Genomic DNA, 14,555 nt, shown 5'->3' with positions numbered 1-14,555 from the left:
AAACGCAAAGAAACGCCGCGCGAACTCAATCGCGCGGCGTTTTTTTCTTTTAATTCAGGCGCTCGCCGGTTTCTTTGGCGAAGTACGATACTTTACTCATATCAAACGCCAAGTTCAGCATCTTGCCCGCTTGCGCGCTGGTTTCGGCATGTAACCTTGCGGTCACCTGCTTGCCGCCCAGTTCTGATACGACATAGGTGTCGGCCCCTGCAGGTTCGACCATATCGACCATGCACGCCGCTTCCTGCACACCATCACCGGCACGGAACCCGGCCTCGGCGATATCCTCTGGGCGCAAACCCAGGATCACATCCTCGGGCAACGCCAGATCGCGCGCATCGTTCAGAACCAGCGTTTCGCCGGCATCGCGCGAGATGACGATTTGTGTACCCGGCCCGTTTTTGGTGACCTGCGCAGGGATCAGATTCATCGCCGGCGAGCCCATGAAATCAGCGACAAACAGATTGGCCGGGTTATTATAAATCTCGGCCGGGCTGCCGATCTGCTGCACGATACCGCCCTTCAGGACCACGATCTTGGTGGCCAGCGTCATCGCCTCAATCTGATCGTGGGTCACGTAGACGATGGAAGCGTCCAATGTCTGGTGCAGCTTCTTGATCTCGGTCCGCATCTCAACCCGAAGCTTGGCATCGAGGTTCGACAGCGGTTCATCAAACAGGAACAGCTTGGGGTCACGCACCAGCGCCCGGCCCATCGCCACACGCTGACGCTGACCACCGGATAGCTGGCTGGGACGACGGTTCAGCAGCGGCTCGATTTGCAACAGCGAGGCCACATCGTTCAGCTTGGCCTCCTGCGTTGCCTGATCGACCCCGCGCACCTTCATGCCGAAGGTGATGTTCTTGGCGACGCTCATAGTCGGATACAGAGCGTAGGATTGGAACACCATAGCGATGTCGCGGTCCTTGGGGCTGACATGAGTCATGTCTTTGCCGCCAATCGCCAGTGTCCCGTCGGTGATTTCCTCCAACCCCGCAATGCAGTTCAGCAAGGTGGATTTACCGCAGCCCGAGGGGCCGACCAGCACCAGGAAATCACCCGGTTCGATCGAGATGTTGATGTCCTTCAGAATCTCGGTTGCACCGTAATTCTTGTAGAGTTTGTTGATATCAAGGATGGGAGCCATGGGTTATCCCTTCACAGAGCCAGCGGTCAGGCCGCGGATGAAATACTTACCGGCAACGACATAGACAAGCAGCGTCGGCAGCCCCGCGATGATCGCGGCGGCCATGTCGACGTTGTACTCTTTGACGCCGGTGGTGGAGTTTACGATGTTGTTGAGCGCCACAGTCACGGGCTGCGTGCCCGCCTGGCTGAACGACACGCCGAACAGGAAGTCATTCCAGATCTGCGTGAACTGCCAGATCACTGTCACCACGATGATGGGCAGCGACAGCGGCAGGAAGATCGACCAGAAAATCCGCAGAAAGCCTGCCCCATCGACCCGAGCGGCTTTGGTCAGCTCGGCCGGAATGGTGACATAGTAGTTGCGGAAGAACAGCGTAGTGAAGCCAAGGCCATAGATCACGTGGACAAAGATCAGGCCCGGAATGGTTCCGGCGATCCCCATCATGCCCAGCAGCCGCGCCATTGGCAGCAGAACAACCTGAAACGGAATAAAGCAGCCAAACAGCATCAGCGAGAAGATGATGTTCGCGCCTTTGAACCGCCACTGCGCCACGACATAGCCGTTCAGCGCACCAATCAGGGTGGACAAAAACACCGCAGGCACCGCGATCAGGACAGAGTTCCAGAAGTAAGGCCGCAGACCTTCACACTGGATACCGGTACAAGCGCCGGACCACGCGGTTTTCCAGGCATCGAAGCTGACTTCGCGCGGCAGTGAGATCAAGGACCCAGTGCGAATTTCCTCAAGGCTTTTCAACGATGTGGTTAACATCACGAACAGCGGCATCAGGTAGTACAGCGCGAACAGGCCCAGCAGGACGTAAAGCAGCCAACGAAGGGCAATCTTGCCAGTGGCGCTCTGCGAGCGGGTTTGGGTTTGGGGCATCGACAGATCAGTCATTTTTCGCCCTCAGCTCTGAATAAAGATATGGAACCACGATGGCAAAGACGACCAGCATCATGATCATCGCGGAAGAGGCCGCCTGACCGATATCGCCGCGCGAAAACGCCATGGCATACATGTATGTGGCTGGCAGATCAGTCGCGTATCCCGGACCGCCACCTGTCAGCGCGATGACAAGGTCAAAGCTCTTGATCGCTAGGTGGGCCAGCACGATGAAGGCAGAAAGGAAAATCGGTGCCATCGACGGTATGATGATCGCCGTATAGATGCGCCATGTGGGGATACCATCGACTTGAGCGGCTTTGATGATTTCACCATCCACCGAACGAAGCCCGGCCAGAAACAGCGCCATAACAAAGCCCGAGCTTTGCCAGATCGCGGCAATCACAATGGTGTAGATAGCGTAATCGGGGTTCACCAGCCAATCGAATTCGAAATTCGGAAAGCCCCAGCCCTGCACCATGGATTCAATGCCCAGACCTGGGTTCAGGATCCACTTCCATGCGGTGCCGGTCACGATCATCGACAGTGCCATCGGGTACAGGTAGATGGTGCGAATAACCCCTTCGACGCGGATCTTCTGATCCAGCAGGATGGCCAGCAACAGCCCCAGCACCATCGCGATCACGATGAACAGCGCGCCAAAGATATACAGGTTGTTGATTGCCGTATCCCAGCGAGGGGAATCGAACAGGCGTTCATACTGAATGAAGCCATGGATCTCGTATTTCGGCAGTAGTTTCGATCGGGTCAGCGACACCCATGCGGTCCATCCGATAAATCCGTAGACAAAAATCAATACGGCGATGAACGACGGTGCCAGCACCACCTTGGGCAGGTGGTTTTCCAGCCATTCGGACATTTTTTCCTCCGGGGAAAAGTGCTCTGCCCCGCGGTATAGGGGGCAGAGCGTTTTGGATCAGTAGCTGTTGGCCACTGCGTCCGCCAGTTGCTGAACCGCGTCAGCCGAGGACATATCCGAGTTGAAATGTGCGGTCACAACATCCGTGATCGCACCAGACTGCGACCCGCGCAGCGCCATGCCATGGGCGTAAGACGGCAGCAGCGAACCACCTGCCGAGGTCGTACCCATGTCTTCTGCCGAGATTTTCGCACAGATATCAAAGGCATCCAGCGCTACGTCGGTTCGTGCAGGGATCGAACCCTTGTTCAGGTTGAACACTTCTTGGAAGTTCGGTGCGACGATCAGTTTGGCCAGCAGTTCCTGACCGGCGCGGTTGTCGTCACCTTCGACTTCGAACATGGCAAAGCTGTCGACGTTGTACAGATAACCGTCACCGGGGGTCGAGGCGCACAGGAAATCTTCGCCGGGCTTCTTGCCAGCGGCCAGGAATTCACCTTTGGCCCAGTCACCCATGATCTGGAAAGCGGCCTCGCCATTCATCACCATGGCGGTGGCCAGGTTCCAGTCGCGACCCGAGAAGTTCTCGTCAACATATCCACGCATGGTACGCATCTGGTCAAAGACCTGTACCATTGTGTCGGACGTCAACGCTTCGGGGTCGAGATCGACCAGGGCTTTCTGGTAGAATTCTGGTCCACCAATACCCATGACAACCGCCTCAAACACGGTCGCGTCCTGCCAGGCCTGACCACCGTGGGCCAGCGGAATCACACCAGCGGCCTGCAGTTTTTCGGCTGCTGCGTTGAACTCATCCCATGTGGTGGGCATTTCGATGTCGTTTGCCGCCAGAACATCAGCATTCGCCCAGATCCAGTCGATGCGGTGCACGTTCACGGGTGCAGCGCACCAAGTGCCTTCGCACATCATATGGCCTGCGATCGACGCAGGCAGGACATCCGCCCAGCCTTCGGCCTCGGCAACGTTCGAGATGTCGGCCAGAACGCCTTCTTCGTACCATTCCTGAATGGCAGGGCCTTTCAACTGAACGGCGGTCGGCGCATTACCGGAGAGAACGCGGGCCCGCAGCGCGGTCATTGCAGCATCACCACCGCCACCCGCGACGGGCATGTCGGTCCACGTGCCGCCGTTCGAGGCGAATTCTTCCTGCAGAACGGCAACCGACTTGGCCTCGCCACCCGAGGTCCACCAGTGCAGTACTTCCGCCTGCGGCTCGGCCACAACGGACGATCCGGCCACAACGGCCAAAGTCGAAACGGTGGCAAATGCAAAACGCTTCATTTTTTGTCTCCTCCCTGAGAACTCAGTGACTGCCAAAGCAGCGATGGCGCTATTACTGTGGTCAGATCGCCGTCTGGCAAAGCGGAATTCATAGTAAAGCACGGAAACGGCCCAAATTTTCACCACTTCTGTTACAGCGTGTTACGTTGGCATTGAATCTGTTTCCATTCGTTACAATGGACAACGACAGAGGGAAAAGATCGGGAGGAAAGACAGAGTGAGCATTCCGCGGCTTCTGGTGGTGGATGACGACCCTGAGATGCGGTCGATGATGACGCAGCTATTGCAGCAAAACAGCTTAATCGCCCTTCCCGCCAGTTCCGAGCGGGAAATCCGGGCGCACCTGTCCAATGGCCGGATCGATCTGATTTTGTTGGACGTCATGCTGGGGGACGAGAACGGGATTGATATCTGCGCCCGGTTGCGGCGCGAACAGGACGTCCCGATCATTCTGGTCTCTGCCCTGTCCGCCGACCATCAGCGCATGGCAGGGTACGAAGTTGGGGCAGACGACTACATTGCCAAACCGTTCAACCCCCAATTGATGCTGGCCCGTGTCAGGGCAGTGATGCAGCGCGCTCGGCGGTCGTCTTCGCTGGCGTATCGCCGCAGAACCCGCACCTTCCGTTTTGACGGCTGGGTCTTTGACGGAAAGCGTGATGATTTGCATTCGCCAGAAGGCTATTTGGTCGCGTTGTCACAGCGGGAAACCGCCCTGCTCAAGGTCTTGCTGGCCAATCCACATATTCCGCTTACGCGCGATGAAATCGTCACGGCACTGGATGTCACGGGGGACAGTGACAAGTCCGAAGCGCAGGGCCGCGCCATCGACATGCTGGTCGGTCGCCTGCGATCCAAGATCGAGACCAACCCGAAAGATCCGCAAATGCTGCGCACGGAACGTGGGGTCGGGTATATCTTTGCCGCCGACATTTCGGTCGAAGAATGACACTGCGCCTGCGCAATCTGGGGTGGCTTTGGACCCTTTCAGCCTTTGCTGCCGGTTTGCTGTCTGCAGGGTTATGGTTCGCTTCGGCGCGCGCCTGGAATGACTACCTGCTGCAATCTTTTGTAGCAGGGTTCACCGTCTACGAAGAATTGCGAACAGGCATGGCCCCCTCCGAAGGGTTGTCGATTACGCCCTTGCCGCCCCAGGATACGGCCCTTGCCGATAATGGTGAATTTCAGCGGTTGCCCGGGTTTTCAAACCGCCGCTTCGTCACCAACCTTTCGATCCTGACCGACAGTTCCTCGCCGCTCAGCGGGCGTGAATTAACCGTGGCGATCCTGTCCGACCGGTTGGTTTATCCGGTGTCGGACATTGTGTCAGGCAGTGATCAAACCGGGCCTGAAAAGATGGGAAACCTGACCCGGTTGCTGGCAACATATTGCAGTGAGCCGATCCTGATTGCGAAATTTGGACGCGAGGCCTGGCATCAGGTCGACGGGACACAGATATGGGGCTGTCAGGCGGCCCCAACGGATTTACGTCTGCCCGCAATACTTATGGGGATCGTCGCAATGGCGGTCATCTTATCCGCAGTCAGTAACGTCTCAGATACCTTCACCCGGTTTGCCCGCGCGTTGCGCGAACGGCAGCGCCTTGGGGGGCCGGAAAGCTACGAGGCGGATGGCCCGGATGAACTGCGCGATATCGTCTCGGCGGTGAACGCCCATCTTGAGGCCGAGCGCGCGCAGCTTGAAAAGCGGGCAACGGTTTTGTCCGGCGTCAGCCACGATCTGGGTACCCCTGCGACACGCGTGCGCCTGCGTGCCGCTCTGATCCCCGACGATGAACTACGCGAAAAGCTCGAGGCGGATGTGGATCAGATGACGGGCATGATCGAAAGTGTCCTGACCTATACGCGATCCGAACTGGATGTTGAGGAACCGCGCCAGATTTCTCTGACCTCTTTGGTGGAGGCTCTGGTCGCCGATTATCAGGATATGGACCTGCCCGTGACACTAAAAAAGACCGACCCCGTCGCGGTCGATGGGGTTACATCGGTTTTCATGTCCCGGCGCGGACACGGACAGCTGACCGAAACACGCCGCGTTCTGGTCATGGCGCGGCCCATATCGCTTAGGCGTGCGCTGACCAATTTGATCGACAACGCGTTGAAATATGGTCGACACGCCGAAGTGCAGTTGGCGACCGATGCGACCACCGCGACGATCACGGTCGAAGATAAGGGCACCGATCTGTCGGTGGAGGACATCGAAAACCTGATGGCCCCATTTCGTCGTGGGTCCAACACCGGATCTTCTGACGGCTATGGTTTGGGCCTGACAATTGCCGCCACCGTGGCCGAACAGCATGGCGGAGAAATGCGCTTTGAGGCCGGCGACTGCGGCCTGCGCGCCTGTCTGCAAATCGCCCGGCAATAAAAACCTAGGTCGCATAACTGCGCACAAGCGCGCTGGCGATCAGGGACCACCCGTCGGCGATGACAAAAAACGCCAGTTTAAACGGCAAGGACACTGTGGCTGGCGGCACCATCATCATCCCCATCGACATCAGCACAGCCGCAACCACAAGGTCGATGATCAGAAATGGCAGAAAGACCAGAAACCCGATCTGAAAAGCGCGCGCAATTTCGGACAGCATGAAGGATGGCATCAGGATGGACAGCGGCGCGTCGGGCGACAGCGTTGTGGCATCACCACCGGGGCGCAGGGCGGCCATGGCGTGAAACGTATCGGGGTCCAATCGCGCAGCCATGAAACCGCGAAACGGCTGTAATGCACGCTCCAATGCAAGCTCGACCTCCATCGTTTCATCGACCAACGGCCGAATTCCTGTTGTCCAGGCTTCGGAAAAGACCGGCTCCATGATGAAATAAGTCAGAAACAACGCCAGGCTGACAATCAGCATATTGGGAGGAGATTGCTGCAACCCGATACCCTGGCGCAGGATCGCCAAAACGGTGATCAGAAACGGAAAACAGGTGATCATGATCGCCAATCCCGGAGCCAGGCTGAGCACGGTGATCAACAGGATCAACTGAATCGTTCGCGCAGATATCGAACCGCCCTCGCCCAGCGAGACAGACAACTCCTGCGCCGTGGTCAAAGACGGGGTCAAAACCGCAAACGCGACCGCCAGAATTAGAAATCGGCGCATCAGCCGATCCCGTTTTGCAGGTCCGCGATTTCGGTCAGACGCACAGCCAGCTGACCGGCCTGCTCGCCCTCTATCTCCTCTAGCAGACCGCGCGCGACAAGCTGGTCGCCGACATACAGGTCAACCGGATCCTCGATGCGTTTGTCCAGCATCAGCACGGCGTTTTCCCCCATGTTCAGCAGATCACGGATCAAAGGGCGCGCCCGGCCAACCGATACGGTGACTTCAATCGGAACGGCCTCGAACGGGTTGGGCTTCTCGGATTTCGGGGTTTGCGGATCACTCATTGGTCACTGCCTCTTTTACCTGAAAAACATATGCCTGAAAGGCTTGATCGACCGCAGCAAGCAAGCCGCTGCAATCCACCTCGCGCTGGGAAACCCCGACCTTGAGCCGCGACTGCCCTACCTCAAGCGTCGGGTCTTCGATCACCTGCACAGGCGATGAAAGCTCGGCGGGGATCAGGTCCTCCACCTCGTTCACACGACCTGAGGGTACGAAGATTTGCATGGGCTGTCCGATCTGCCCGCGCGCCATATCGGTGAGCTGCTCGACAAGTCGAACGGCAAACCCTCGGTCCAGCATTTCAGGCAAAACCAGCTGTGTCAGGCTCTGAAACATCGGTTCCAGTGACAGGGCCATCCGGTTAACCGCTTCATGGTAGGTAAAAGACATATCTTCGAGCGATTTGGCCAATTCGGCCGAAACCTGCCCCCGGCTCTGCTCTTGCGCCTGGACCGCGTCTTCCCAGCCGGCGCTATAGCCTTGCTCGAACGAAGCCAGCCTTTGTTCCTCTAACGCGTCCTCATCCAGTACGTGCAGCTGTCCGCCGCCGGCCTGTAAAGTGAAATCCTCAAGAAGATGGGCAATCGACATCACACACGCTCCTCACCTTCTTCCAGCCAGCTGCGCAGTATTTCGACCGTTTCTTCCTGCTTGTCGCCGATCATCGCCCTGAGCCGATCCACCGGGTCCGCCCCGGCATCGGTCGCAAGCGCCGGAACGTTCTCAGTGGGCGCCTGCCCCGGTAAGGTGGTGAATTGGCCGCCCTCATCCGTCGCAATTTCGCCGGTCAGGTATGCGTCAGGTTCCTGGGCTGTACCTGCGGGCAACAGCGCCGGAGCAGTCGCCGGTTGGGTCAGTATGGGGCGGATGACAAACACCCCAAGTACCAGGGAAACCAGCGCCAATACGGCCAACTGAATCAGCGACATCGCGTCGAAATGCACCTTCTGCCACAGCGAGGCGGTTGCCAGACTGCCCTGCGGCTCGACCGCCGGCAGATCCAGCGATTTCAGTGTTATAACGTCGCCCCGCTCGGCATCGTAGCCCACTGCCGAGGCCACAAGCTCCTGCAGTGCATCCATCTCGGCCTGCGGCATCGGCGTGAATGTTTCACTGCCGTTTGCGTCCACGGATCGCGTTCCGTTTACCAAAACAGCAACCGTCAGTCGCTTGATGGCGCCGGGGCCGTTGTGAACCTCAAGCTCGGTCTCGGAAACCTCGTAGTTGACCCGTTCTCGGGTCTGGGTTGCGTTAGAATTGGATTCGTCCCCGCCCGCGCCATCGCCATCGGGCAGGTTTGACGCAACCGTCACATCCCCGGATTGGTTGCGGGCACTGTCCGAACGCTCTTCGACATCGGTGCTGATGGCCACACGGCCATTGGGATCGAAACGCCGTTCGCGGATTGATTCTGTCTTGGTAACCGTATCGACACTCACCTCGACCACCGCATTTCCAGCTCCGACCCGGGCTTCGATCAGACGCAGAACCCGTTCGCGCAGCTGGCGCGATTTATCGTCAGCGGTATCTGCGGACACCGGGTTGTCCTGTGCTCCGATCACTGCGCCATTCGAATCGATGACGGTGACGTTCTCGGGCGCCAGTCCGCTGACTGCGGACGACACAAGAAACCGGATCGCCTTTGCCTGATCCGACGTGATGTCCGTGCCCGACGCGACCAGGTAGATCGATGCGGTTGGTGCAACACTGCGTTGGAACGGATTGGCTGAACCGTTGGCAATATGCACACGTGCCTGGCTGATATGGGGGCTGCCGACAATGGTTCTGGCCAACTCTCCTTCTTTGGCGCGCCAATAGGCGGCGTCGAACATCTGCGACGTTGTGCCAAACCCGCTGAGCGAATCCAGCAGCTCGTAGCCCCGGTTTCCGGTTGCCGGCAGACCTTCGCTGGCCAGCGTCAAGCGCAGCTCATCCCGTTGTGATCCCGGCACATAAATGGAGCCGCCGCGAATCTCATACTGCACACCGCGCTGATCCAATGAACGGACAATATCCCCTGCAGCGCCGCTTTCTAAACCGGCGTAAAGCAGGGTCATCGACGGTGTTGTCACCAGACGCGACATCGCCAGGATCCCCAGAAACATCAGCACGACTGCACCCGCGACAATGATTTGTTTACGCCTGTCCAAACTTGCCCAGACAGTTCCGATCTGCTGCACGATCACCTCCGACTCGCCGACATTCTGTGCGACGCATCCCTTGTTTGGATGATTGCCCTTAACAATCGGTTAGTCCCTGTCGGGTTATGACGATTGCAGATTGTAGAAATGAGGACGTCATGACCGACGCGACTGCAGAACAGGCAGAAGTTCCGGAAAAATCTGGGAAAAAGGGAATGATAGTAGGCGCGATTCTGGCGATAGCCGGTGCTGCGGGCGGGTATTTCCTGACCACCACCGGCCTGTTGCCGATAGGCGGAAAACCCGTCGTGCAGAACACCGAAGAAACAGAGAAAAGCAGGCCTGCCAAGGCGCTGCCAAAGGTAGGATTCGTTGACCTAACTCCGGTCGTCGTTTCGGTAAACACCAGCGATTCGCGACATCTGAAGTTTCATGCCCAGCTCGAGGTGAACGCGCCGTACATGGCGGATGTGGAAAAGATGAAACCGCGAATCATGGACGTGCTGAACGGATATCTACGCGCGATTGAGGTTTCTGACCTTGAGGATTCGCTCGCGCTCATGCGCATCCGAGGACACCTGTTGCGGCGTATCGAAATCGTCGTCGGCGAAGGCCGCGTTCGCGATGTTCTCGTCATGGAATTCGTACTGAACTAGGAGGCGAAGTTGGAGCTGATTGCAGATATTTTGCTGGTCGCAGGTGCCATGGGTGCGGGTCTTTATTGTTTCGTCCTGTCCAAGCGGTTGAAACGCTTTACCGACCTTGAAAAAGGCGTCGGTGGTGCGGTGGCCGTGCTGTCTTCGCAAGCGGAAGATTTGAAAAAGTCACTGGAGGCCGCGCGGGAAGCCTCGGATCAGTCTGGCGTCGTTCTTAAGGAACTGACCGAGCGCGCCGAAACAGTGGCGCAGCGGCTTGAGTTGATGATGGCCTCGATGCATGACGTCGTGCCGGACGATGAAGAGGCGACCGAGATCCCTACACCAGAGCCTGAGCGGGTTGTTTCTGAAGAACAGTCCCAAGCCAACTCAGTGCCCGTCATTGAAGAAGACGCGCCAGCCGAGACTCAGGTCAAACGTCCGGGTGGGTTGATGTTCCTGCGTCACAGCCGCAGCGAGGCCACGACATGAGGCGGAAGCGGGCAGAAAACCGTCCCAAAGGCGGCGTTCTTGCGGTGATCGCGATGCTTATGATCGGTTCCGCCGCGATCAGAATAGGATTCGAGGCCGGGCCCGCGCTGGCTAAAGGATCCGATCCCGCCCCATCGCTGGCGAGGAGCAGCCAAGCCGAACAGCCCGGTGCGCAAGAATTGTTGACTGAATTGCTACGCCGCGAAGACGCGCTCAAGAAACGAGAGGCCGCGTTACAAGACAAAGAAAAGGCGCTGGATATCGCGGATCAGGCGATTGAAACGCGCCTGGCTGCCTTGCAGAAGGCAGAAGAATCGCTGCGACAGACACTGGCCTTCGCCGAAAAAGCCGCCGAGACCGATCTGACGCGCCTGACGGATGTGTATCAGAGCATGAAACCCAAGGACGCAGCCGCCCTGTTCGAAACCATGGACCCCGGCTTTGCGGCTGGCTTTCTGTCGCGGATGCCGCCTGATTCCGCCGCAGGTGTTCTGGCCGGTCTCAACCCCGAAGCCGCCTATACGATCAGCGTGATCATGGCCGGTCGCAATGCTGCGGCTCCGCAGGAGTAGCGCACATGTTTTTTACCCCCGCATCTGACTTTGCAGGAGACCACCCATGATCGGAATCATCGGAATCGTCGTCATTTTCGCCATGGTGTTTGGTGGCTATCTTGCCGCCGGTGGCAAGATGACGATCATTTTGAAATCGCTCCCGTTCGAGATGATGATGATCGGCGGCGCCGCCGTTGGGGCATTCATGATCAGCAACGACTTGAGCGCTGTCAAACATACGATCAAGGACATGGGTAAAGTGTTCAAGGGCCCCAAATGGAAACCCGAAGATTACCGCGATCTGCTTTGCCTTTTGTTTTCTCTGATCCGCATTGCCAAGGCCAACCCGGTCGAGGTGGAACAGCATATCGAAGACCCCGAGAATTCGACCCTATTCTCAGCCTATCCGAAGATTCAGAAGGACAAGGAAGCTGTCGATCTGATCTGCGACACGATGCGATCCGCGTCGATGAATTACGACGATCCACATCAAGTTGAAGAAGTGCTGGAAAAACGGATGGAGACCAATTTTCACCACGCCATGCATTCCAGCCACGCGCTGCAAACCGTCGCCGATGGTTTGCCCGCACTTGGTATCGTGGCCGCCGTTTTAGGCGTAATCAAAACGATGGGGTCCATCGACCAGCCGCCCGAAGTACTGGGCAAACTGATCGGAGGCGCTTTGGTCGGGACGTTCCTGGGCGTGTTTCTCGCCTATGGCCTGGTTGGCCCGTTCGCTGGCAAGCTGAAAGCAGTTGTCGAGGAGGACAACCATTTCTACCAGTTGATCAAAGAGGTTCTGGTCGCTAATCTGCACAACCACAATGCAGCCATGTGCATTGAAGTTGGCCGCCAGAACACGCCGACGCATAACCGCCCAGCATTTTCTGAGCTGGAAGATGCGTTGAAGGAACTCAAACAGGCGGCGGCATGATCCGAACAGTTTTTCTTGCTTTGGCGCTAACCGCCGCGGCAACGCAAGTTCAAGCACAAGATGTGCAGGTACGCTCGGGCGAACATGAAGGGTATACACGGCTGGTCGCACAGGTTCCGCCGGGCACTAAATGGGCGCTGTCGCACAAGAAAAATGGTGCGCGTCTGACTGTCCAACTGGAAAAGGTTAACTTCGACACAGCAGCCGTGTTCCGGCGTTTGACGCAAAACCGCTTGGCCGCGATCTCTCAGTCCGAACCGGGCGCGGCACTTGATATGCAATTTGGCTGCGACTGTGTTGCCAATGCCTTTCTGTTCAAGGGCACGATGATCGTGGTGGATATTGCACCAGGCTCGGCGCTGCCCCCAATCAGCGCTGATATACCGTCGCCTGTTTTGCCCAAAGCGCCCAAAGAGAAAGACCCGTTGGTTGGGCAAAATTTACAGAGTCTCGAATTGCCACTGCTAAACCTGAACGCACAGCGCTTTGAAGAACAGCTCTCTACGCTGCTGCTGCGCGGCTCTGACCGGGAAGTCGTTGATTTGAGGCTTGCTCCGGTTGGACCAAGGCTGTCGGTCCCCAAGAACGATCCCTTTAGCCCCTCAGACCTTAATGCCAATATTCATGTGACATCCGTTCTGGACGGCTTGAATGAACTTTTAGGACCATCCCTGCCGCAGCTTGAACAACGCCCACCCTGCATCTCAAGCGCTGAGCTTGGGTTTGACAGTTGGTCTGGGGCAACTCCCTTTCCAGAACAGGTGGCTTCGTTGCGCGCCGCCCTGTTCAAAGAATTCGATCATCTCGACGAAGAAAAGGCGCTGAAGCTGGCGCAGCTATACGCCTATTCCGGGTTCGGCGCAGAGGCTATTCGGACGCTTGAATTGCTTGGGCAGCATGCGCCAGACACAGATCGGGTTGCCTCGATAGCCCGGTATCTTGATGGCGCACAGCCGTCCCATCCGAACCCATTTACCAGTCTTCAGCGGTGTGAAAGCGACGCCGCGCTTTGGGCTCTTTTGATCGAAGGAGAGATGCAGGAAGAGGCCCAGTTGCAGTCGATCGAACAGTCATTTGCGCGCTTGCCCAACCATCTTCGCCGTCAAGTTGGGCCAACATTGGCGGAAATTCTGACAGATGCTGGGAAACTTGAACCAGCAAGGCGCGTGTTGCGCGCGGTCGACCGCGTTGCGACTGAGGACAGCGCCGATACGTCCCAAGCCAAGGCTAAAGTCGCGGCTGCCGAGGGCGACGGCCCGAAGTCAGAAGCATTGTTGAACGAGGTCATCGTCGCGTCGGGTGCAGAGTTGGAGGCACCGCTTGCGCTTGCGCGACTGGTCGACAAGCGGTGGTCGGAACGTGGAGCAATATCCCCACAAGAGCTTGATCTTGCGGCCTCTTACGTCGTGGAGTTTCGACGGTCTGAAATCGGGCCGCGCATGCTGCAAACACAGATCGTCGCTTTGAGCCTTAGCCATGAATTCGATAAGGCGATGGATCTGCTGGGCGCCCAAAATGCGCAGGACATAGCCGTCGAAACGTTGAACCGCGTTGCCCAGATCCTGACCGAACGCGCCGACGACGCGACATTTCTAAGGCGTGTCGTAACCCTGACACCAGAGCAGAAACTGGCTCTATTCACAGACACAAGCGTGGGATTGGCCGAGCGCTTGGTCACCCTAGGTTTTGCGGGCGCGGCGCTGGAACTGGCCAGTCGGTCACAGGACAAGGCCCGGCGCGCAGAAAGGGCACGGTTACGTGCGCGCGCTGCCTTACTGCAACACCGACCACATCAAGCGATGTTGGAACTGGTCGACGATCCGTCCGACGCGGCCCAGCTTTTGCGAGGGCAAGCAATGCAGATGACGGATGATTACGTGGCAGCTGGTCAGCTTTTGCGTGCTATTGGTGAGGATGAAGAAGCCGATCGGTTCTTTTGGTTGGCCGACCGTCCGGAAGCGGTCGAACCCGAACGCGACACAAAGTTCTTCGCAGTTCAGCAAACAACGCGGCTCCTGTCCGTGCCGCCAATACGAATGCAGGACAAACCCTTAGCTGACGCGAAGGGCTTGTTGGATGACAGCGCAAAAACACGCCAGCACATTCTGGATTTGCTTACGAAAGTGGACCAATAGCGGATCAGGTCGGCGCCACCTGCATTCACGATTTGTCT

15 protein-coding genes are annotated in these 14,555 nt (G+C 57.6%); 7 read left to right on the top strand and 8 right to left on the bottom strand.

Features of this window, described 5'->3' with window-relative positions; translation table 11 throughout:
• Window positions 1–49: 49 nt before the first annotated feature.
• Genes AC2FID_RS10695 through AC2FID_RS10680 form a run of 4 tightly spaced genes read right to left on the bottom strand, consistent with a single transcriptional unit; the run spans window position 50 to window position 4,217 of the window.
• Window positions 50–1,147, bottom strand: coding sequence for an ABC transporter ATP-binding protein (locus tag AC2FID_RS10695; RefSeq protein ID WP_496836755.1), 1,098 nt, complete (start codon window positions 1,145–1,147; stop codon window positions 50–52).
• Window positions 1,148–1,150: 3 nt separating this feature from the next.
• Window positions 1,151–2,050 (bottom strand): carbohydrate ABC transporter permease, encoded by a 900-nt coding sequence (locus AC2FID_RS10690; RefSeq protein ID WP_058279072.1) that lies wholly within the window; start codon window positions 2,048–2,050, stop codon window positions 1,151–1,153.
• On the bottom strand, window positions 2,043–2,915 hold the full coding sequence (locus tag AC2FID_RS10685) for a carbohydrate ABC transporter permease (RefSeq protein WP_058275014.1): 873 nt from the start codon (window positions 2,913–2,915) through the stop codon (window positions 2,043–2,045). The genes AC2FID_RS10690 and AC2FID_RS10685 overlap by 8 nt, the downstream gene beginning before the upstream one ends.
• Before the next feature lie 57 nt (window positions 2,916–2,972).
• Window positions 2,973–4,217 (bottom strand): ABC transporter substrate-binding protein, encoded by a 1,245-nt coding sequence (locus tag AC2FID_RS10680; protein WP_058279073.1) that lies wholly within the window; start codon window positions 4,215–4,217, stop codon window positions 2,973–2,975.
• Between the two features lie 217 nt (window positions 4,218–4,434).
• Here AC2FID_RS10680 and AC2FID_RS10675 point away from each other — a divergent pair, with 217 nt between their 5' ends.
• Window positions 4,435–5,166: a response regulator transcription factor gene (locus AC2FID_RS10675; protein ID WP_282119610.1), complete on the top strand. Its 732-nt coding sequence runs from the start codon at window positions 4,435–4,437 to the stop codon at window positions 5,164–5,166.
• On the top strand, window positions 5,163–6,605 hold the full coding sequence (locus tag AC2FID_RS10670; RefSeq protein WP_282119611.1) for a sensor histidine kinase: 1,443 nt from the start codon (window positions 5,163–5,165) through the stop codon (window positions 6,603–6,605). The genes AC2FID_RS10675 and AC2FID_RS10670 overlap by 4 nt, the downstream gene beginning before the upstream one ends.
• A 4-nt stretch (window positions 6,606–6,609) precedes the next feature.
• Here the strand turns inward: AC2FID_RS10670 and fliP are convergent, their stop codons facing one another.
• The 4 genes from fliP to fliF are packed head-to-tail and all read right to left on the bottom strand — an operon-like array spanning window position 6,610 to window position 9,806.
• Window positions 6,610–7,341: a flagellar type III secretion system pore protein FliP gene (fliP, locus tag AC2FID_RS10665; protein WP_282170165.1), complete on the bottom strand. Its 732-nt coding sequence runs from the start codon at window positions 7,339–7,341 to the stop codon at window positions 6,610–6,612.
• Window positions 7,341–7,628 (bottom strand): FliM/FliN family flagellar motor switch protein, encoded by a 288-nt coding sequence (locus tag AC2FID_RS10660; protein ID WP_282170164.1) that lies wholly within the window; start codon window positions 7,626–7,628, stop codon window positions 7,341–7,343. Before AC2FID_RS10660 ends, fliP begins: the two co-directional genes overlap by 1 nt.
• Entirely contained in the window at window positions 7,621–8,217 is a 597-nt protein-coding gene (locus tag AC2FID_RS10655; RefSeq protein ID WP_282170163.1) for a FliH/SctL family protein, read from the bottom strand. Before AC2FID_RS10655 ends, AC2FID_RS10660 begins: the two co-directional genes overlap by 8 nt.
• Window positions 8,217–9,806: a flagellar basal-body MS-ring/collar protein FliF gene (fliF, locus tag AC2FID_RS10650; protein ID WP_282170162.1), complete on the bottom strand. Its 1,590-nt coding sequence runs from the start codon at window positions 9,804–9,806 to the stop codon at window positions 8,217–8,219. Before fliF ends, AC2FID_RS10655 begins: the two co-directional genes overlap by 1 nt.
• 119 nt (window positions 9,807–9,925) lie before the next feature.
• Between fliF and AC2FID_RS10645 the strand changes: the two genes are divergently transcribed.
• The 5 genes from AC2FID_RS10645 to AC2FID_RS10625 are packed head-to-tail and all read left to right on the top strand — an operon-like array spanning window position 9,926 to window position 14,517.
• Window positions 9,926–10,423: a flagellar basal body-associated FliL family protein gene (locus AC2FID_RS10645; protein WP_282119616.1), complete on the top strand. Its 498-nt coding sequence runs from the start codon at window positions 9,926–9,928 to the stop codon at window positions 10,421–10,423.
• Window positions 10,424–10,432: 9 nt separating this feature from the next.
• Entirely contained in the window at window positions 10,433–10,894 is a 462-nt protein-coding gene (locus tag AC2FID_RS10640; RefSeq protein ID WP_496836751.1) for a hypothetical protein, read from the top strand.
• Entirely contained in the window at window positions 10,891–11,466 is a 576-nt protein-coding gene (locus AC2FID_RS10635) for a MotE family protein (RefSeq protein WP_496755378.1), read from the top strand. The genes AC2FID_RS10640 and AC2FID_RS10635 overlap by 4 nt, the downstream gene beginning before the upstream one ends.
• 46 nt (window positions 11,467–11,512) lie before the next feature.
• Complete coding sequence (motA, locus tag AC2FID_RS10630) at window positions 11,513–12,382, top strand: flagellar motor stator protein MotA (RefSeq protein WP_282119619.1); 870 nt, start codon at window positions 11,513–11,515, stop codon at window positions 12,380–12,382.
• Complete coding sequence (locus AC2FID_RS10625) at window positions 12,379–14,517, top strand: hypothetical protein (RefSeq protein ID WP_496836748.1); 2,139 nt, start codon at window positions 12,379–12,381, stop codon at window positions 14,515–14,517. Before motA ends, AC2FID_RS10625 begins: the two co-directional genes overlap by 4 nt.
• Window positions 14,518–14,555 lie beyond the last annotated feature (38 nt).

The organism is Ruegeria sp. CDSC068 (genome assembly GCF_059610545.1).
This window is presented reverse-complemented; position numbering and strand designations above follow the sequence as displayed.

What these genes read in the sequence shown, in the direction of transcription:
- AC2FID_RS10695 (WP_496836755.1), bottom strand. Translation starts at nt 1,147, where the DNA reads ATGGCTCCCATCCTTGATATCAACAAACTCTACAAGAATTACGGTGCA.
- AC2FID_RS10690 (WP_058279072.1), bottom strand. Translation starts at nt 2,050, where the DNA reads ATGACTGATCTGTCGATGCCCCAAACCCAAACCCGCTCGCAGAGCGCC.
- AC2FID_RS10685 (WP_058275014.1), bottom strand. Translation starts at nt 2,915, where the DNA reads ATGTCCGAATGGCTGGAAAACCACCTGCCCAAGGTGGTGCTGGCACCG.
- AC2FID_RS10680 (WP_058279073.1), bottom strand. Translation starts at nt 4,217, where the DNA reads ATGAAGCGTTTTGCATTTGCCACCGTTTCGACTTTGGCCGTTGTGGCC.
- AC2FID_RS10670 (WP_282119611.1), top strand. Translation starts at nt 5,163, where the DNA reads ATGACACTGCGCCTGCGCAATCTGGGGTGGCTTTGGACCCTTTCAGCC.
- fliP (WP_282170165.1), bottom strand. Translation starts at nt 7,341, where the DNA reads ATGCGCCGATTTCTAATTCTGGCGGTCGCGTTTGCGGTTTTGACCCCG.
- AC2FID_RS10660 (WP_282170164.1), bottom strand. Translation starts at nt 7,628, where the DNA reads ATGAGTGATCCGCAAACCCCGAAATCCGAGAAGCCCAACCCGTTCGAG.
- AC2FID_RS10655 (WP_282170163.1), bottom strand. Translation starts at nt 8,217, where the DNA reads ATGTCGATTGCCCATCTTCTTGAGGATTTCACTTTACAGGCCGGCGGC.
- AC2FID_RS10645 (WP_282119616.1), top strand. Translation starts at nt 9,926, where the DNA reads ATGACCGACGCGACTGCAGAACAGGCAGAAGTTCCGGAAAAATCTGGG.
- AC2FID_RS10635 (WP_496755378.1), top strand. Translation starts at nt 10,891, where the DNA reads ATGAGGCGGAAGCGGGCAGAAAACCGTCCCAAAGGCGGCGTTCTTGCG.
- motA (WP_282119619.1), top strand. Translation starts at nt 11,513, where the DNA reads ATGATCGGAATCATCGGAATCGTCGTCATTTTCGCCATGGTGTTTGGT.
- AC2FID_RS10625 (WP_496836748.1), top strand. Translation starts at nt 12,379, where the DNA reads ATGATCCGAACAGTTTTTCTTGCTTTGGCGCTAACCGCCGCGGCAACG.